This window comes from Dietzia sp. 2505, assembly GCF_040546785.1.
Lineage (GTDB): Bacteria > Actinomycetota > Actinomycetes > Mycobacteriales > Mycobacteriaceae > Dietzia.
In genome coordinates this window covers 76256-92711 of record NZ_JBEPON010000007.1, presented here as the reverse complement: position 1 = coordinate 92711, position 16456 = coordinate 76256, and the positions used below count along the sequence as shown (strand labels likewise).

15 protein-coding genes are annotated in these 16456 nt (G+C 71.1%); 6 read left to right on the top strand and 9 right to left on the bottom strand.

All coding sequences use genetic code 11. The annotated features are described in order from the left end of the window. The first annotated feature begins 16 nt into the window (after nucleotides 1–16). The 3 genes from ABIE38_RS13775 to ABIE38_RS13765 are packed head-to-tail and all read left to right on the top strand — an operon-like array spanning nucleotide 17 to nucleotide 2765. The gene (locus ABIE38_RS13775; RefSeq protein ID WP_182645369.1) at nucleotides 17–1000 is read left to right on the top strand and encodes an ABC transporter substrate-binding protein; all 984 of its coding nucleotides are present in this window, start codon (nucleotides 17–19) and stop codon (nucleotides 998–1000) included. Continuing rightward, nucleotides 997–1971 (top strand): ABC transporter permease, encoded by a 975-nt coding sequence (locus ABIE38_RS13770; RefSeq protein WP_354057191.1) that lies wholly within the window; start codon nucleotides 997–999, stop codon nucleotides 1969–1971. The genes ABIE38_RS13775 and ABIE38_RS13770 overlap by 4 nt, the downstream gene beginning before the upstream one ends. A 2-nt stretch (nucleotides 1972–1973) precedes the next feature. Beyond that, nucleotides 1974–2765, top strand: coding sequence for an ABC transporter ATP-binding protein (locus ABIE38_RS13765; protein WP_354057189.1), 792 nt, complete (start codon nucleotides 1974–1976; stop codon nucleotides 2763–2765). Nucleotides 2766–2872: 107 nt separating this feature from the next. On the opposite strand, the gene ABIE38_RS13760 is transcribed toward ABIE38_RS13765, so the two are convergent. The 6 genes from ABIE38_RS13760 to ABIE38_RS13735 form a co-directional block, all read right to left on the bottom strand. Then, entirely contained in the window at nucleotides 2873–3757 is an 885-nt protein-coding gene (locus ABIE38_RS13760) for a glycosyltransferase family 2 protein (protein WP_354057187.1), read from the bottom strand. Continuing rightward, the gene (locus ABIE38_RS13755; protein WP_354057185.1) at nucleotides 3754–4806 is read right to left on the bottom strand and encodes a glycosyltransferase; all 1053 of its coding nucleotides are present in this window, start codon (nucleotides 4804–4806) and stop codon (nucleotides 3754–3756) included. Before ABIE38_RS13755 ends, ABIE38_RS13760 begins: the two co-directional genes overlap by 4 nt. Before the next feature lie 5 nt (nucleotides 4807–4811). After that, nucleotides 4812–5912 carry a glycosyltransferase gene (locus ABIE38_RS13750; RefSeq protein WP_354057183.1) on the bottom strand — a complete coding sequence of 367 codons (1101 nt, stop codon included), beginning with the start codon at nucleotides 5910–5912 and terminating at the stop codon, nucleotides 4812–4814. A gap of 131 nt (nucleotides 5913–6043) precedes the next feature. Beyond that, nucleotides 6044–7387, bottom strand: a complete 1344-nt coding sequence (locus tag ABIE38_RS13745) for a glycosyltransferase (protein ID WP_354057181.1) — start codon at nucleotides 7385–7387, stop codon at nucleotides 6044–6046. Then, nucleotides 7384–8472: a glycosyltransferase family protein gene (locus ABIE38_RS13740; RefSeq protein WP_354057179.1), complete on the bottom strand. Its 1089-nt coding sequence runs from the start codon at nucleotides 8470–8472 to the stop codon at nucleotides 7384–7386. Before ABIE38_RS13740 ends, ABIE38_RS13745 begins: the two co-directional genes overlap by 4 nt. Next, on the bottom strand, nucleotides 8469–9335 hold the full coding sequence (locus ABIE38_RS13735) for a WcbI family polysaccharide biosynthesis putative acetyltransferase (RefSeq protein WP_354057177.1): 867 nt from the start codon (nucleotides 9333–9335) through the stop codon (nucleotides 8469–8471). Before ABIE38_RS13735 ends, ABIE38_RS13740 begins: the two co-directional genes overlap by 4 nt. A gap of 61 nt (nucleotides 9336–9396) precedes the next feature. Between ABIE38_RS13735 and ABIE38_RS13730 the strand changes: the two genes are divergently transcribed. Then, complete coding sequence (locus ABIE38_RS13730) at nucleotides 9397–10641, top strand: glycosyltransferase (RefSeq protein ID WP_354057175.1); 1245 nt, start codon at nucleotides 9397–9399, stop codon at nucleotides 10639–10641. A 113-nt stretch (nucleotides 10642–10754) separates the two neighbouring features. Here ABIE38_RS13730 and ABIE38_RS13725 read toward each other — a convergent pair whose 3' ends face one another. Next, on the bottom strand, nucleotides 10755–11432 hold the full coding sequence (locus ABIE38_RS13725; RefSeq protein ID WP_354057174.1) for a DNA alkylation repair protein: 678 nt from the start codon (nucleotides 11430–11432) through the stop codon (nucleotides 10755–10757). A 51-nt stretch (nucleotides 11433–11483) separates the two neighbouring features. Here ABIE38_RS13725 and ABIE38_RS13720 point away from each other — a divergent pair, with 51 nt between their 5' ends. Together ABIE38_RS13720 and ABIE38_RS13715 are read left to right on the top strand one after the other, a co-directional pair. Next, a complete protein-coding gene (locus ABIE38_RS13720) occupies nucleotides 11484–11741 on the top strand; it encodes a pyrimidine dimer DNA glycosylase/endonuclease V (RefSeq protein ID WP_354057172.1) in 258 nt (85 codons plus the stop codon). A gap of 3 nt (nucleotides 11742–11744) precedes the next feature. Further along, nucleotides 11745–12932 carry an alpha/beta hydrolase gene (locus tag ABIE38_RS13715; RefSeq protein WP_354057170.1) on the top strand — a complete coding sequence of 396 codons (1188 nt, stop codon included), beginning with the start codon at nucleotides 11745–11747 and terminating at the stop codon, nucleotides 12930–12932. 21 nt (nucleotides 12933–12953) lie between these two features. On the opposite strand, the gene ABIE38_RS13710 is transcribed toward ABIE38_RS13715, so the two are convergent. Together ABIE38_RS13710 and ABIE38_RS13705 are read right to left on the bottom strand one after the other, a co-directional pair. Then, nucleotides 12954–14351 carry an MFS transporter gene (locus tag ABIE38_RS13710; protein WP_354057168.1) on the bottom strand — a complete coding sequence of 466 codons (1398 nt, stop codon included), beginning with the start codon at nucleotides 14349–14351 and terminating at the stop codon, nucleotides 12954–12956. A 202-nt stretch (nucleotides 14352–14553) separates the two neighbouring features. Next, nucleotides 14554–16194: a hypothetical protein gene (locus ABIE38_RS13705; protein ID WP_354057166.1), complete on the bottom strand. Its 1641-nt coding sequence runs from the start codon at nucleotides 16192–16194 to the stop codon at nucleotides 14554–14556. Between the last annotated feature and the right edge of the window lie 262 nt (nucleotides 16195–16456).

Sequence of the window (16456 nt, the reverse complement as noted above, 5' to 3'; positions counted from 1 at the left end):
AGACAAGGCATGGCACATGGCATTCTCACGCGCGACGCTCTTCACCGGACTGGTGGCCACCTCGGCACTCGTCCTCGCAGGCTGCACCGGCGGTTCCGACGATGACGCCGCCGGTGGCGGCGGCGAGTCCTACACGATCGGCATCAACCAGCTCGTCCAGCACCCCGCTCTCGACGCGGCCACCGCGGGCTTCAAGGAGGCCTTCGCCGACGCCGGTGTCGAGGTGGAGTTCAACGAGCAGAACGCCAACGGTGAGCAGGCCACCGCGCTGACCATCGCGCAGCAGTTCGCCGCCGACGACCTGGACCTCACCCTGGCGGTGGCGACCCCGGCCGCCCAGGCGATGGCCCAGAACATCATCAACATCCCGCTGCTGTTCACCGCGGTCACCGACCCGGTCTCGGCCGAGCTCGTCGACTCGATGGAGGAGCCGGGCGCCAACGTCACCGGCACCTCGGACGCAGCGCCGATCGACGAGCAGCTCGAACTGCTCAAGGAGATCGTCCCCGACGCCGAGCGCGTCGGCATCGTCTACGCCTCGGGCGAGGTCAACTCGCAGGTCCAGGTGGACCAGGCCGAGGAGGCCGCCGGCCCGCTCGACCTGGAGATCGTCACCCAGACCGTCACCACGGTCAACGAGATCCAGCAGGCCGTCGAGGCGCTCGGCGACGTCGACGCGATCTACGTCCCGACCGACAACATGGTCGTCTCCGGTATCGCCTCGCTGGTCCAGGTGGCCGAGTCCAAGCAGATCCCCGTGATCGCCGCGGAGGAGGGCACCGTCGAGGGCGGCGCCGTCGCCACGCTGGGCATCGACTACACCGAGCTCGGCCGCCAGACCGGCGAGATGGCGCTGCGCATCCTGCGGGACGGCGAGGACCCGGCCACGATGCCGGTCGAGACCGCGACGGAGTTCACCTACGTGGTCAACGAGGCCGCCGCCGAGCGCCAGGGCGTCACCATCCCTGAGGACATCCTCGCTGAGGCTGAGAAGAAGTGATCGGCGCCGTCGAGGTAGGCCTCATCTACGGGGTCATGGCGCTGGGGGTCTACCTGACCTTCCGCGTGCTCAACTTCCCCGACCTCACCGTCGACGGCAGCTTCACCACCGGCGCCGCCACCGCGGCGACGGCACTCCTGGCCGGCTGGAACCCGGTGGCCGCGACCCTCGCGGGTTTCGTCACCGGGTTCCTCGCCGGCGTGGTCACCGGCCTGTTGCACACCAAGGGAAAGATCGACGGGCTGCTGGCCGGCATCCTCACCATGATCGCCCTGTGGTCGGTCAACCTGCGGATCATGGGCGGCGCGAACGTCCCGCTGCTGCGCCAGGACACCGCGTTCACACCGCTGCGCGAGGCCGGCATCCTCGGCACCTGGGGTGGCGTCGCCGTCCTCGCGCTGGCCGTGGTGGTGCTCGGCCTCGTCGTCGTCTGGTTCCTCACCACGAACCTCGGGCTGTCGATCCGCGCCACCGGCGACAACGGTCCGATGATCTCCTCGTTCGGTGTCTCCACCGACTTCACCAAGACCCTCACCCTCGCCCTGTCGAACGGACTCGTGGGCATGTGCGGCGCCCTGGTCGCGCAGTACAGCGGATTCGCCGACATCTCGATGGGAGTGGGGCTGATCCTGGTGGGCCTGGCCTCGGTGATCCTCGGCCAGGCGATCCTCGGCCAGCGCAGGCTGGTGTTCGCCGTGTTCGCCGTGGTCGTGGGTGCGGTGCTCTACCGCCTCATCATCTTCGCGGCCCTGCAGGTGGGCCTGAACCCCAATGATATGAAGGCCATCACGGCGATTCTGGTGGTGATCGCACTGCTGGTGCCCAGGTGGAAATCCATGGGTGGTCGGTTCGGGCGCAAGCCCACGACCGCGGTCGCCGCGAACGAGCGCGCGGTGGCGGGCACCGGGACCGCCGTCGACGCCGGGCCCGAGTCCGCCGCCACCGCCGCGACCGGCGCCAAGGAGACCTGACGATGCTGACCGTCACAGATGTGTCCAAGACCTTCTTCCCGGGCACCGTCAACGAGCGCCGGGCACTCCACGGTCTCAGCCTCACGATGGCCGAGGGCGACTTCGTCACCGTGATCGGCTCCAACGGCGCCGGCAAGTCGACCCTGCTCAATGTCGTGTCCGGGCGGTTGATCCCCGATTCCGGTCGGATCGACATCGACGGCAGGAACGTCTCCCGGCTTCGCGACCACAAGCGTGCCAAGTATGTGGGACGCGTCTTCCAGGACCCGTTGGCCGGGACCGCACCCACCCTCACCATCGAGGAGAACCTGTCGCTCGCGGTCCTGCGTGGCAGGCGGCGCGGGCTCGGCCCGAGCCTGAGCAAGAAGCGTCGGGCGCAGTTCGTCGACCAACTCGCCATGCTCGAGCTGGGTCTCGAGGACCGGCTCACCGCCAAGGTCGGGCTGCTCTCGGGCGGCCAGCGACAAGCGCTCTCGCTGCTCATGGCCGGGTTCACCCAGCCGCGGATCATGCTGCTCGACGAGCACACCGCGGCCCTGGACCCCCAGCGCGCCGAGCTGGTCACCACGATCACCGAGCGGATCGTCCGCGAGGGCGGGCTCACCACGCTCATGGTCACCCACAACATGGAGCAGGCCATCCGTTTGGGCAATCGGCTGATCATGATGCACGAGGGCCGGATCGTCTACGAGGCGGACGACGAGAAGAAGGCGTCGCTCACCGTGCAGGACCTGCTCAAGGAGTTCGCCAACATCAAGGGCGCGACGCTGTCCGACAAGGCGTTCCTGGGCTGAGGCCCCGGCTCCCCGCCCGGCCCCGCCCTGCCCCGCCGCCCATCGAGAAGAGCGTTCCGCACACCCGCCTCTCGGGCGATGGGTTCGGAACACTCTTCTCGTCGGGTTCAGCTCTTGATTTCGGGGCGGCGGTCCTCAGTGGTCCGGCGTGCGGAGACTGCCTCCCACCCGTCGCCGCGTCGGCGGACCAGGCCCCTCCGCTCGAACTCCTCGAACCAGCCCGGGGCCGGCCACTCGCCCCAGCGCTCGGCGTAGTGGGCTCCGTTGCGCAGCAGGTCCGCCAGGTGCTCCACCGGCGGAGACGACACGGGGTGCCACCGGTGGTAGGCGTGGGCGCCCGCCACGAGCACCACCGGCACCCGCCGGTACAGCAGCCTGCGACCGAAGTCGGTGTCCTCGGCGCCGTAGCCGGTGAACTGCTCGTCGAACCCGCCGAAGTCCGTGCGGATCCGTGTCCAGAGGTCGGAGTGGAGGGCGAAGGAGAGCGACCAGAACATCCCGAACTCGTCCGCCTCGAGTCGCCGGACGCCGTGCTCCGGGAACGGCCGCGCGGCGTGAGGGTCGGTGAGGCCCACCAGCTCGGAGGGATCCGGCGCCCCCGCCGATTCGGGTAGGTAGGTGACCGGGCCCACCCCCACCGCGTCGGACGGGAGCTCCGCGTACCTGCACCCCAGGTCCGGGCCGGGCATGCAGTCGACGTCGAGGAAGATGATCAGGTCGGCGCCGGACCTCACCGCCCGGTCCCCGCCGGCGTTCCGGCAGCGGGCCACCGGCAGGTCGGGCCCCGCCGGCACCTCGAAGGGGTCCGCGCCGTCAGCGGAGAGTTCGGCGGCCAGCTCCGCGCTCCCGGGCCGCTCGGGCAGTACCACCACGTGACGGGTACCGGGCAGGTGCGCGGCCAGCGCGCGCCGCTGGGACCACAGGTGATCGGCCCGCGCCGGCGTGCACACGGTCACCACGGCAACCGACGACGGGGCGGGATCGGACGTCATCGGGCACCCACCATCGAGTCCGCCGCCACCGTCTCCAGCACCGCCGCCAACCGCTCGGCCGCGCCGTCGATCTCCCAGGCCTCCCGCAGACCGGAGCCCGCCCCCGGCGTCGACCGGGACCGTTCGAGAGTCCGCCGCACCGCGCTGAGGAGGTGCTCGACGGAGGAGTCACGTCCGACGACGGCGCCGTGACCGAGGGCCTCGAGTTTCCCGGCGGTGTCGTCCTGCTCGGCGAAGGGCCGCTCCTCGGGCACCGCGACGACGTACGCGTCCGCGGCGGCCAGGTCGGCCACCGAGCTCTGGCCGGCCGCACTGATCACCACGTCGGCCCGGCACAGTTCGGCCCACGGATCGGCGACCCAGCGGCCGCCCGGGCCGCCGAGCTCGACCCACTCCGCCTCGCCGAGCTCCTCGCGGACGGCGTCCCACCGCTGGTCGCGACCGGATCCCCCGCTACCGCGGAGGTGCAGCACCCGCGGCCGACCGCGTCCCCTGCCGGCGGGCTCGGGCAGGCGACCGGCGAAGCGCGAGACCCCGCCCACGGGGATCACAGGCTCGCTCGCGCCGGCGGGGACGGGCGCCCCCGCCGAGCGCGGCCACCCTGCGACCAACGCCGAGCACACGCCGTGCGCCAGGGTGTGGGGGGCGTCGTCGCGCCGGCCGGGGAGCACGGTGGAGATCACTGGAGTCCCAGTCAGGCGGGAGGCCAGAGTGACCTCGACCGAGATGTCGGTCCACATCACGGTCGGCCGGTGGGTGTCGATCCACCCGGTCAGCATCGCCGTTCGCCGCCGTAGACCCGATTGACGCAGCGGGGCCCAGTGCAGGCGTCCTCCGGCGGTCGGCTCGAGGGCCGGATCGACCGCCCCGGACACCGCTCCCGGACCGTCGTGGTCCAGGGGAAGCCGCAGTACGTGGATGCGAGAGGGATCCGGGTTCCCGCCGTCCCCGACATCCGCGGAGGTGAGGATGGTGACCTCGTCGTCCATCGCGGCGGCCACGGCGAACGCGCGCTGGAGGTGTCCGTTCCCGTGATGGTGGGCGTACACGCCGATCACGAGACTGCCCCGACCGGAAGTCCCCTCAGCTGCGCTTCGACCCGGTCGATCCGCCGCTCATGGGAGAACGCGGCGGCGGCCGCACGCGCGGTGGCGACCCGGTCGAGGGTCAGGGCCGCCGGGATGGCCGCGGCCAGGGCGGAGCCCGGGTCGCGGCCCGGGTCGACCAACACCACGCCGGGCTGGCCACTGAGGATCTCGCGGATCCCGCCGCGGGCCAGTGCGACGACCGGCGTCCCGCAGGCCAGCGCCTCGACGGCGGTCAGCCCGAAGGGCTCCTCCCAGCACGGGGTCACCAGGGCCACCGAGGCCCCCGCGACCAGCGGGACCAGCGAGTCGCGCCCGAGCGCCCCGTGGTAGCGGACAGTTCCGCCGGCGTCACGAAGGCGCGGGGCCAGGACTCTACGCATGTATCGGTCGTCGCCGATCCGGCCGGCCAGGTCGAGGTCCATCCCGGCGCGCAGTGCGGCGTCGACCGCCAGGTGAGGGGCCTTCTCCGGCACGATGCGCCCGGACCAGACCGCGCGCGGCGGGGTCGCGGAGATTGCGCGGGGTCTCCAGATCCGGGTGTCCACCCCGTTCGGGACCACTTCCGCGCCCTGCGGCACCCGCCACGAACCGAGCACCGACCGACTGACTGCCTGGACCAACCCCGTGGACCCGCCGAGCAGGTCGAAGGCATCCTGCATGGGGGCGAGCCGTGGGCAGTGCAGAGTGGTGATCATGCGGGCGTCCACGTCTGCGGCCCGGATGAGCGGAACGTGACTGAGGCTGTGGTTGAGGATCACGTCGAAGCCGGAGTCGGCGAGGTGGTCCATCAGCCTGTGGAACTCGGCGGCGTCCGCCTCGTAGCCGCCCGGGGGGTAGAAACTATCCCCGAAACCGGTGACGCCGGACATCGCGGTGAACTCGAACCGGGGGTCGTGGCCCTCGCTGCCGGCGGCGGCGAACAGGGTCACGCGGTGCCCGCGCGCTCTCAGGGCCGCGACCTCCTTGGCCACCACCACCTCGAGGCCGCCGGCGTACGGCTCGCGGATGGGGAACCGCGAAGGGCCTATCACCGCGATGGTCATCGGGTCGTCGTTCTGGGCGTCCACGGGCCCCCTCTCGCTTCAGTCCTGCCGGCCGCTCCGGCTGGTCCGGGTGTTCCCGATCTGGGTCGGTTCTCCCCGATCTCAGATGGTGACCCCCCGGGGGGCCTGCCGCCACCGGAGGGGCGGCGGCGGGGTCACCAGCCTCCGACGATCCGCTCGAGCCGCACCCCTGCTCCGTCCGCTCCGAACGGCGTGACGCGCAGGTCCGCGGCGGGGATCGCGACCGGTTCGCCGGGGCGATCACCCCAGTGGTGCTCCCGCGCCAGGGCACGCGAGGTGCGGACCCTCGCGAGGGCGCGGCCCTCGTCGTCGTCAAGGGTGACGCTCCCCACGGGCGGGCACAGGGCGCGCAGCCGGTCCGGGTCGAGCCCCCCGAGCGAGCAGGGACGGAGGATGTCGATCAGGACCTCGGGACGACGACGAGGTCCCGCCCCTGCCGTCCCCGGTTCCCACCACCGGCCGCGCACGTCGAGCCCGACCCGGGGGTCGGCGGCGAAGAGCTCGGCGATCACTGCCGCGTCGGCGCTGTCGGGGTCGGCGGTCACGGACACGTCACCCCAGCGCAGCAGCGAGGCGCACGTCGCCGCCTCGGCCCCGCTCCCCGCGCCACTCGCGTGGACGTGCACGGCGATGAGCGGGATCTCGAAGATGCCGCCGGCCGGACGGGTGAGCGGGGAGACGATGAGGGGGGCCAGGCGGGCGGTCTCCGCGTTCTTCTGGGCGAGGTGACCGGGATCGTCCTCCGCCCGTCCGCCCCAGTCCGGGCCGTCGTGCCAGGCCACGGCGTCGGGGACGTGTCGCAGCCGGCCACCGGCCTGTTCGCAGCGCCACGCCAGATCCCAGTCCTCGCCGCCGTAGCCGACGATGTCGGGATCGAATCCGCCGGACAGGTCGTAGAGGCGCCGGTGCAGCCCGCACACCGCAGAGAGGACCCCGCGCCACAGGCCCGCGCGCCACCCGCCGGCCTCGTGGGTGAGGTCGTCGGTCTCGGCGTAGAACGAGGCGGGCCAGGCGGGGTCGGGCAGGACCTCGGCTGGCTCGGGGTCTGCTGGCCCGGCGTCGGCCAGCGCGCCGTCGGCCAGCGCGGCGTCGGCCAGCGCGGCGTCGGACCTGCCCGGGGCCGCGAACCGCCCGTACCGCCTCCGCCCCACCACCAGCAGGTCCGGATTCTGCTCGAGCGCGGCGAGCAGGGCGGACACGTAGTCGGGAGCGGGGACGGTGTCGCCGTCGAGGAACAGGATCACCTCACCGTCCCCGGCCCGCGCCCCCAGGTGGCGTGCGGCGGAGGCCCGGAACCCCAGATCGTCCTGTCTGACCACCGTCACCTCGGGCGGGACGGTGGGCGGCGTGGGCGAACCGTCGTCGGCGACGATCACCCGTGGCGGCTCGGCCAGGCCCGTCTGACGTCGCAGGGCGGCCAGGATCCGGTCGAGCATCCGCTGGTCTTGGTAGAACGGGATCACCACGTCGACGCTCATCGGTCCCGTGCTCCTCGGTCCCCCACTCGTGCCGACCAGCTCTCCCAGGCGCGAAGGTACGCCCGGCCCAGTTCCGCCAGCTCGGGTCCGGGCGGGTCGACGCGGGTCGGGACGGGGTCGTCGAGTAGCCGTCGCAGCTCTCCCGGCAGGTCGGTGGCGTCGGTGAGCAGCAGCGATCCGGGCCGCCTGCGCTCCATCTCCCGGGTGTAGTCCGAGTCGCTGACCAGCGGTCGGCGGCCGGCGGCGGACCAGGTGTTGATCGACCCCGAGGCCGACACGTTGCGGAACAGCGCGACGGGCACGGTCACCTCGCCGAGGACACGGGCGAGGTCGTCGTCGTCGATACGCCCGGTCAGCTCGGCGTGACCTCCCGCTGCCCGGACGGTCTCGAGTGCGGCCCGCACGTAGTCCTCGTGACCGTCGGCGGGTGCACCGAGCAGGCGCAGCGACACCGCGTGGTCACCGGCGGCGGCGAGCTCGGCGACCGCCTGCGCCACCAGGTCCACGGCCTTGCCTGGATGTAAGAAGCCGAAGACGCCCACGGAGCGCTCGTCCGGCCGGATCCGGTCGGGGGACGAGCCCGCGTGGCCGAGGTCGGGGACCGGCAGGGGGATCACGGCATTGACGGCGATGCCCGCCGCGTCGCAGAGGTGGCGCTCGTGCTCGGAACTCACCACCACCAGCCCCGCGGCCGCCGAGATCCGCTGGTAGGCCCGGGTCCGGCGCCGACACCGCTCGGCGCCCTCGGCCGGCTGCGGGACGTCGTGGAGCGTCACGGCCACCGCGCGGTCCCGGGCCAGCGATTCGATCGTGTCCGCCGCCTCGTCCGGCGTCGCCCCGAACAGGGCGTCCGTGATGTGCAGGTGCACGGCGCCGCCGGGGTGTGCGGCCAGTGCGTCGGCCAACCGGGCCACGTCCGGCACCTCGAGCAGCGGGGTCCCGGCGGCGTGAGCGCAGTCGGCGGCGAACCTGGTCACCCCGTGTGCCGGCGGGCCGAGAGCGACCGTCAGCGGCGGGGTCGGCGGGGTCGGCGGGTCGGCCGGCGGCGGGGCCTGCAGGGTCGGCTGGTTATGCGGGTCGGTCACGTGAGCCCCAGCAGTTCGATCCGGTCGGCGTGGCGCCGCAGCCCCTCCTCGACCACCCCCGGGGTGGACGCGTACCAGGCCAGATGCGCCTGGGTGACCTCGTCGCCGGGGACGCTGACTCCGTCGACCAACCAGTCGCGGGGACCGGTCTCCGGGAGGCCGAGTGCGCGCTCGACCGCCGGGTCCACGGGGGCCCGCGTGGCGCCGAGCGGTTCGCGGTCGCCGATGCGGGGCGGGTGGTCGATCAGGCCAGGGGGCAGTGCCGCGAGGACTCGGTCGAACACCTCCTGCAGGGTGTGGCGGTCCGGGTGGTTGATGGTGTGCCAGCGCGGGACGCCCTCGAGCAGATCCGAGGCGATCAGGGTGCCGTGGGCCTGTTCGCGGGTGCGCAGTGCCTCCACGGATTCCTGCGCCGCCCCGAGCGCCTGGTCGGGGTCGGGGGCGGCGCCGAGCACGTCCCGGTCGCCCGTCGCCGCGGCCACGATCGCCCGGAGGTCGTGGTACGGGGCGATCGGCGGCACGAGGGAGCGATCGTGCGGGGGCCGGATCAGCACCTGGTAGGGGTGCAGTCCGGCGTACCGCAGGACCGGCACCAGCACCACGGTCGCCGAGGCCGGCAACCGGGCGGCGAGCTGGCGGTGGCCGAGGGGCAGGTCGCGGTAGTCATCGCGGACGGGCTGCACGATGAGCACGTCGGTGCGCGCGAGGTCTGCGTGCAGGTCCGGCAGGTCGCGGGCCGTCATCTCGTACACCGGTCGCACGTCCCTCACCGTCAGGCCCTCGGCGGAGCGCAGCAGGTCACGGTAGACGTCGGCCTGGCAGTTGCCGATCACCATGACGGACGGCTGGGCGGGGGTGCTCACCGAGCCGAGCGTAGGCAGGGCCCCAGGTGGCGGCAACCGGCGGACGTGGCACGGTGGCGGGGTGACCTCCAGCACCTCCCCCGGCACGGCCCCGCTGCGGGTGCGGTCGATCCCCGCCGGACACGACTACGTGCGCCACGCCGTCGGCGCCGCCACCGGTCCAGCAACCGGCCCCGCCAGCGGTGCAGCAATCGGCCCCTCCACCGCAGCAGCACCCGACGCCTCCACCGTCCCGGCGGGGATCGTGGTGATCGCCGATCCCGTGCTCGATCCGGCCGAGCCGTCGCGCTGGTGGCCGCACCCCGCGCTCGAGGCCGCCGATCGTCCCGAGGTGTTGGACGGCACCGACCTCGTCCACGTGCACTTCGGCTACGAGCACCGCAGCCCGGCACAGGTGGCGGAGTTCGTCGCTGCGGTGCGGTCACGGGGGTTACCCCTGGTGGTGACCGTGCACGACCTGACCAATCCGCACGAGGCGGACCCGGCCGCGCACCTCGACCGCACGGGGCACCTGGTGCGCGGGGCCGACGCGGTCGTTACGTTGACCCACGGTGCGGCGGACGAGATACGGAGGCGTTGGGGGGTGGGCTCCCAGGTCATCCCCCACCCCAGGCTCATGCCGGTCGGGATCACCGAGCCGTACAGGTTGCGCCGCCTCGAGTGGGCCGGCCGCCACACCGGGCCGCACGCCGTACGGCCACCCGAGCGGCGGACCGTGGGCGTCATGCTGGGCTCGCTGCGGGCCGGGGTCGCCGCCGAGGGCCTGCTTCCCCAGCTGGCGGACGCACTCCCCGCCGGTGCCGACCTGGTGGTGATGGTGCGCTCGAACGCCCTCGCCGCCGCCCATGATCCCGGCCACGCCCGGCATGAGGCGGCGCTCGCGCTGGACACACTCGCCGAGCGTCCGGACGTCGAGGTCCGCTCCCACGAGCTGCTGACCGATGACGAGCTGTGCCGGGCCCTGGCCGGGTTCGACGCCCTGGTCCTGCCCCACCGCCACGGGACGCACTCCGGGTGGCTCGAGTTGTGCCGGGATCTGGGCCTGCCGCCGGTCATCCCGGATGTCGGCTACCTGGTCGAGCAGTGGGGTTCGCCGGCGGGCTCCTACGACCCCTCAGCCCCGACGGCTTCCGAGCTGCGCCGGGCACTGGCGACCGCTCTGGGCGGCCCACCGGTCCCCGCTCGCATGGCCGATGCCGAGGACAGCGCGGTCGCCGCAGCCCACTCAGCGCTCTACCGCCGCGTGCGCACAGCTGTGGCCTCTCGTCGCGGGGCCGGTTCCGATCACGTTTCCCCAGGAGACTGATCGGCGAATTCCCACGTATGTGACCACTCGCCGTGGGGCGGGCGGGCCGGGCGCGACGGACGGCGAGGCCAGGGCGGGGGCCGGGGCGGGCGGCGCGGGTCAGGCGCGGGGCCTCAGCCCTCGTTGCGGCGCACCATCTCGCCGATCCACTCCGGCACATAGGGCGAGGTGCAGCCCGCGGGAGTCGGATAGTCCCGGAGGACCCCCAGTCGCTCGCCGATCTCCAGTGCGCGCGGACGCAGGTCCGGGTTATGGATCCCGATCTGCGCGAGGCACGTGTTCATCTCCCACTGCAGCCTCTCGTGCGCGTCGGCCATCTCGGCCTCGATCGCGTCCAGCAGCCTGGGCAGATCCAACCCGTCGGGCTTCTTGACCACCCTGTCGGCGGTCAGCGCCCACCCAGCGGCGGCGACCACCGGATCGGGGTCGCCCAGCCATTCCAGCCGGAGTTGTTCGGCGTTCGGGCCCTTCATCACCACGTACCCGACCAGCCAGTCGTGCACCTTGCGGGTGCGGGCCTCGCGCAGCATCGCGTCCAGCTGCCCGGCGGAGAACTCCCTGGGGCGGCAGATCAGGAGCGCGAGCAGGCGCGCCGCCGAGTCTCCGGTGGCCCACAGCTCCTCCGCGAACGGCTGGTTCTTCTTGATCCGCTTGGCCACCGCGCGCAGCTTCGTCAGGTTGACCGCGTGGTCGTCGCCGTGCCGCTCGTTGACCGCCAGGATCTTCGGGTCCTCCAGCGCGGCCAGCTCGGCCATCACCGCGTCGAGATCCGGCTCGCTCGTCGTCGTCATATCGGTCTCCTCCTCCGCGCCGCCCCGCGCCCGCGGTCCTATACTCGCCGGATGCGCCTGTGGAGCATCCATCCCGACCTGCTCGACCGCGCCGCGCTGGTGACCGGATGGCGTGAGGGACTCCTGGCTCAGAAGGTACTCCGCGAGCCGTCGCAGGGCTATCACCGTCACCCGCAGCCGGAGCGCCTCCGCACGATGCGCGTCCCGGCCCGGCTCGGCCGACACACTGCGCCGCGGCCCCACCCGATGTTCGATCTCGTCCCCGGCCCGGTCGCGGCCCGGGAGCGCTCACCCCACCCGGAGGCCTGACCCGTGCTGCCGTTGCTCCTCGTCCCGCCCGCCCTCTCCACGGCCCTGGCGCTGAGCCCGGTGCGCGCCCCGTTCCCCGCCGCGGCCGCGGGGTGGGCGATCGGCCTCCCGTCGCTGGAGATGCCTCTCCACGTGGGAGCGGGGGCGGCTGCGATGACGGCCGCGCGACTGGCCCGCCGCCCCGTCACCGGAACCGACCTCGCGGGCGCGGGGTTGGCCGCCCTCACCTGCGCCGGGCTGGCCGTGGTGCAGGCCAGGCAGCTCGCCGCGCACGGCGCCCTGGAGCGGGCGTTCGACGAGTCCGCACGGGCGGACGCGGGGCCAGGCGCGTCGGCGCCCGTCGAGCGGACCGGTCAGGGAACCGCCGGGAGGACGACGACGAGGTCCGCCGCCCGCCGCACGCCGTGGCAGACAGTGCTCCTCCAGCCGTGGCCCCTCCGGCCGCGCGGCGTCGAGGCCCGCACCCGCCTCGCCTACGGGCCCGACGCTCGCGCGACCCGGTTCGACCTCTACACCGGAAGAGATTCCCAGAGCGTGCGCGGGGTGCTGATCCACATCCACGGCGGGCACTTCCGCGCCGGCGGGCCGAGCCGGGAATCGCGGGCGATGCTCTTCGACCACGCACTCCGGGGCTGGGCCGCGATCAGCACCACCTATCACCTCTCGCCCACGCCGGAGGCGGGCTTTCCGCAGCATCTCGTGGACATCAAGAGCCTGATCCGCTGGATCCGTACGGAGGGTCCCGCGCACGGTATCCCGGCGGAGGCCCCGATCGTGGTGGCTGGCAGCTCGGCCGGCGCCCACATCGCGATGATGACCGCGCTGACCGCCGGCGACCCGAGGTTCCAGCCCGGTTTCGAAGACCTCGACACCACGCTGGCGGGCGCGATCGGGCTCTACGGCTACTACGGCCGTCTGGGCGCGGGCACCAAGGACGTCTCCGACCCGGTACGCCACCCGGCGGAGGACGCGCCCCCGATCGCGATCATCCACGGAACCGACGACATGTACACCCCGGTCAAGGGCGCGCGCAGGCTGGTGCGGCACCTGCGCGGCGGGTCGTCGAACCCCGTGGTCTACGCCGAACTCCCCGGCGCGCAACACGGGTTCGACGCGGTGCAGTCCGCCCGCTACCTCGCGGTGATCGCGGCGCTCCGGAGGTTCACTGACCCCCTCGGCCAGTCAGCATGACCCTCGACTTCGGCCCGACTACTAAAAGCTTCCGTGTCGACGCTGGTCACGAAGCGGCCGGTAGAGGATCAGCGCTACCAGAATCGCAGCCACGAGGACGACAAGCGATCCGAACAACGTCGTGGCTCCGAGATCACCGAATCGGGACAACACCGCGATCGACCCGGCACCCATCGCGGAGCCACTGAATCGCACCAGATTGAAAATCCCCAGGCCCGAGCCGCTCTGACCGGCCAGAGTCTGGGTGGCCCCGGTTGACGCAGGCGTTTGAACCATGGCGATCCCGATACCGTTGATCACCAGCACTGACACCGTCAACCAGCTGTTCGCGGGACCGAAGGCGAGAACGACCGCGAGTAGTGCAACCGACACCGTGAGCAGTACCAGCCCCGAGACCAGTGTCCGAGTGAGTCCCCACTTCCTGATTGCCCTGGGGATGCTCGACGCCACGACCGCCATCGTCACGGGGAGGGCAAGGAGGACGAGGCCGGCCTGTGCCGTACTCATCCCTCGCATCGACGTCAGGTAGAGCGGGATCAACACCAGGATGGATCCGATCGTGAACATCTGCGAGAAGCCGGCAACGCTGTTCAGTACATAGCGTGGCTCGCCCATGAGGTGGACCGGGACGAACGGATGGTCAGTGCGGCGCGACCACCAGACCGAGACGCCGATCAGAACGACACCTGCGCCTACGAGAGCAACATGGACAGGCCACGGGACGGACGAGTTTGCCAGCATGAGGACGGAGAGGATCGACGCCCCGGCGCCGAGGGTAAAGGTCGTTGCCCCGGGCAGGTCCAATTTGAGCGGTGAACCGCGATGTCGCGGAACGAACGCGATCGTGGCGACGAGCCCGATCAGGCACATCGGGGCGAGACTGCCCAGCGCCCACCGCCACGTGAGCCATCCGTCGACGAGGCCGCCCGCGCTAGGACCGATCGCCTGGCCCAGTCCGTTCACTGTCGCCCACGCACTGATGGCGACAGCGCGGTGGTGTGCACCGAACATCCAGGAGATGAGGGCCATGATCACCGGGGCGAACGATGCCGCCGCCAACCCTGCGAATACACGCCAGGCGACCAGGGCGGGAAGGTTCGGCGCGAGCGCCGCGCCGATCGAGCAGATGGCAGTGCCGATGAGGGCCAGACAGTAGACCAGTCGGAGTCCGTACCGCTCGCCGAACCAACCGAACAGCGGCATCGATACCGCAAACGTGAGCATGAAGCCGACGATCACGAAGATCCCACTCGACAGCGGCGCCTCGAACTCGAGCAGAATGCTGTGTAGCGGGACATTGAGTAGGTTGTTGCTCAGCGTCCCGACGAACGTGCCGATCAGTACCGCGAACAAGCCCAGCCGGCCGCCTCGGCGAATTCTCGCCGTATCATCCGGCAGCGTCGATAGCGTCGTGCTCACCCGTTACCCCCGGTCTCCTTGACGCGTCCGCCCGGGCGGACGCCCGAGCGGCCCCCCACCTACCGCACGCACGCTGGGGACTCTCAATTTATAGACGAGTTAGCCCGCCCTTACCCGGGTCACCCTGCCCTGGAATCCATTCGGATTCCAGGGCAGGGTGCACAGGCATGGGCGGGCCACCGCCTCCCAGGGTCGACGGGAGCTAGAAGATGAGGATGGCGATGGTCGTGGACAGGGTCAGTCCGGCCATCACGGGGACGAAGCACTTTCGCGCCAGGTCGACCGCTGAGGTCCGGGTGACGCCGGCGACCGCGACCAGTGACGACCACGCCACGAGGGTTCCGCCGCCGGCCCAGATGTTGCCCATCTGACCGATCGCCGCGAGCGTGGCCGGATCCATGCCGACCGCGGGCGCCAACCCGCCGGCCAGGGAACCGGTGAGCGGGAGGCCCGAGAAACCCGACCCGTCCAGCCCGGCGACGAGACCGATCAAGAGCACACTGAACCCGGCGAAGAACGCGTTCTCCGGGATCCCGGACTGGGCCGCGGTGACCATGTCGAACAACAGAGTCGGGGCAGTCTCACCCTCCCCCAGACCGAGGATCTGTCCGGCGAACTCACCGTTGCCCAGGAAGAAGAACCCGGCGATCGGGATCACGATGCCCATCGCACGGAAAGCGAACACGAGACCCTCGATGATGTGCTCGGCGCACGTCTCGAAGAACCCCGCCTTCGTGGCGTCGGTGGCGCAGATCAGGTACGTCATGATCACCGCGATGCCCCCGACTATCGCCGCCGCGTCGCCACCCTCGAGATCGGGCACAGCCGTGAACTTGGCGATCAGCAGGTAACCGATGAACGCGGTGTAGGCCAGCGGCACCAGCACCGCGAACGCCCGCGCCTTCCTCGAACTGGGCGCCTGCTCGAAGACGTCCTCACGGTAGGCGATCTCCTGTTCGGGCCCTGGCTCACTGTCCGTCAGGGTCATCACCGTCGACCCGCTGACCGGATCCTGAGCCGTCGCCGCCACAACCGGCTGCGGCTGCGGCTGCGGCTGCGGCCGAGAGACAGCTCGACCCACGAACGCACTCAACGCCTTCGCCCGCATCCGACTCTCCGACGGGACCTTCGACCGCCCCGACCCGCCCCCCAGCGGAAGATCGACACCCCGCTCCCACGCATCCAACAACTCAGGGGAAGGACGACGGAAAGACCGGCGACTGGTGAAATACGTGATCACCATGGCCGTGATCCCCACGATCAGCGACATCACCATCGCCTTGTCAGCAACCTCATCAACACCCACACCCGCCGCGGTCGCCGACAACCCCGGCGCCACCTTGATGATGTAGTCCGACGACAACGCCATCCCCTGACCCGCCAGAGCGATGATGACACCCGCGGTCAACGGCGGCAGACCCGACCGGATCGCCACCGGGATCAGCACGGCCCCCACCAACGGCACCGCAGGAGTAGGCCAGAAGAACAGCGAGATCACATAGGTCACCACAGCAATGACCAGGAAACTCGACGTCGGCCCCTTGATCACCCGACGAAACGGCCTGATCATCAAAGTGTCAGCACCGATGGCCTTCATCGCCCCGAGCATGGCCGTGATGAAGGCGATCACCAAGAAGATGTTGAACAACTCCCCGGCCGCCACGAGACTACCCAGGAAGATAGACGCCAGACCGGCGAGAGGATCCATCGTGTACACCGTGGCGGTCACCAACGTCGCCACCACAGCCGGCACCACGATGTTCTTACGCGCCATCATCGTCACGAGAATGACAACGATCCCGATGAGATAACACCAATGCGCGGCAGTAATCTGAATATCCATACCTAGCTTCCCCAGTTCTACGGAGTCACATCAATGGCGAGCGCCGAATGACTAGACCAATGGTTTCTCTTTGGAAGTGGTACCTCAATGGGCATGTTGCACAGTGCGGATAAACGCCTTTGTGGAGGATATCTACCACTGATAACCGCAGGTAGCGGCGATGTTTCGGGCGCGTTTCCAGGCCCTCAAACCAGCAGGAGAATGGGATTTATCACCTGTCCTGAAGCTGGCAGAAGCTGTGGATAATTGCCTTAGGGCAAGG